We start from the raw sequence: 1,564 nt of genomic DNA, 5'->3' as shown, positions 1-1,564 counted from the left end.
GAGCGGCTCGACGAGCGGCGCGCCGCCTCTCGCGCCGCCCCCGCCCGGTCGCTGCGCGACCCCCCTCCCCGGGACGGGAGGAGAAGACGACCCTTGCCTTGTCATCCCGGCCGAAGCGCAGCGAAGAGCCGGGATGAAACTGATCGTTGTTTACCCGCTCCGCCTTCGCTAGGCGTTTTCAAACACAACCCGGAGCCGCCATGTCCCGCGTCAGCGACCGGTTCGAGGGCACCTCGAACTACATCGCCACCAACGATCTGAAGATCGCGGTCAACGCCGCCGTGGCGCTGGAACGCCCCCTGCTGATCAAGGGCGAGCCGGGCACCGGCAAGACCGTGCTCGCCTACGAGATGGCGCGCGCCCTGAACGCCCCGCTGATCACCTGGCACGTCAAGTCGACCACCAAGGCCCACAACGGCCTGTACGAGTACGACGCCGTCTCGCGTCTCCGCGACAGCCAGCTGGGCGAGGAACGGGTCCACGACGTCCGCAACTATCTGAAGAAAGGCAAGCTGTGGGAGGCCTTCACCTCCCCGGTCCGCCCCGTCCTGCTGATCGACGAGATCGACAAGGCCGACATCGAGTTCCCCAACGACCTGCTGCAGGAACTCGATCGCATGGAGTTCTACGTCCAGGAGACGGACGAGACGATCCGCGCCGAGGTCCGCCCCGTGGTGGTCATCACCTCCAACAACGAGAAGGAACTGCCCGACGCCTTCCTGCGCCGCTGCTTCTTCCACTACATCCGCTTCCCGGACGCCGAGACGATGCAGGCGATCGTCGAGGTCCACTTCCCCGGCATCAAGCCGCGACTGGTCTCCGAGGCGCTCAAGACCTTCTACGAGATCCGCGACACGCCCGGCCTGAAGAAGAAGCCTTCCACCTCCGAACTGCTGGACTGGCTCAAGCTGCTGCTCGTCGACGACGTCGATCCCGAGACCCTGCGCGAGAAGAACCCGAACAGGCTGGTCCCGCCGCTTCACGGCGCCCTGCTGAAGAACGAGCAGGACGTCCACCTGTTCGAGCGCCTGGCCTTCCTCGGCCGCCGCGAAGGGGCCCGGCCCGGCGGCTGAACTTCCGCTCATCCGCCGCCGCATCGCCGGACGGGTTTCGTCACGGCTGTTACCGCGATTTCACTGGATTTGCCGCCCGCGAGGCGCAGGATAAGCGCCACACTAAGGACTCTTGAGACGATGCTGCTCCGGCCCTTCCTGATCTCCAGCCTCTGCGCGGCGTCCGCCTTCGTCGCGGCCTGCGACGGGGAATCGGTGCGCATCTCGTCGACCACCACCGTCAATGACGACGCCAAGGGCGTGCTCAAGGTCGTCCAGACGCTGCAGTGCCCGCAGACCCTGGGCTCCCTCACCCGCAAGGGGACCGCCACCAACGGGGGCCGCACCTGCACCTATGTCGGGCCCAAGGGCGCCGAGGTCATCCTGAACCTGGTTCCCCTGAGCGGCTCCACGCCGGCCCAGATCCTGAAGACCTTCGAGACGACCCCTGTCCGCCTCCCCTGCCCCCGCGCCGTCGAACAGCTCGGCCGCCGGCGCCGAGGCGCGCCGCG

The 1,564-nt window shown here is 67.4% G+C and carries 1 protein-coding gene and 1 pseudogene; both read left to right on the top strand.

Going from position 1 to position 1,564, the window contains the following annotated elements; genetic code table 11:
* Positions 1 to 200: 200 nt before the first annotated feature.
* Positions 201 to 1,073, top strand: a complete 873-nt coding sequence (locus tag AC2W7C_RS17690) for an AAA family ATPase (RefSeq protein WP_486002542.1) — start codon at positions 201 to 203, stop codon at positions 1,071 to 1,073.
* Positions 1,074 to 1,193: 120 nt separating this feature from the next.
* A pseudogene (locus AC2W7C_RS17685) lies at positions 1,194 to 1,564 on the top strand (methyltransferase type 11); the annotation flags it as partial.

It is taken from the genome of Brevundimonas sp. CURTG3B2_SDJG, from assembly GCF_057364705.1.
This window is presented reverse-complemented; position numbering and strand designations above follow the sequence as displayed.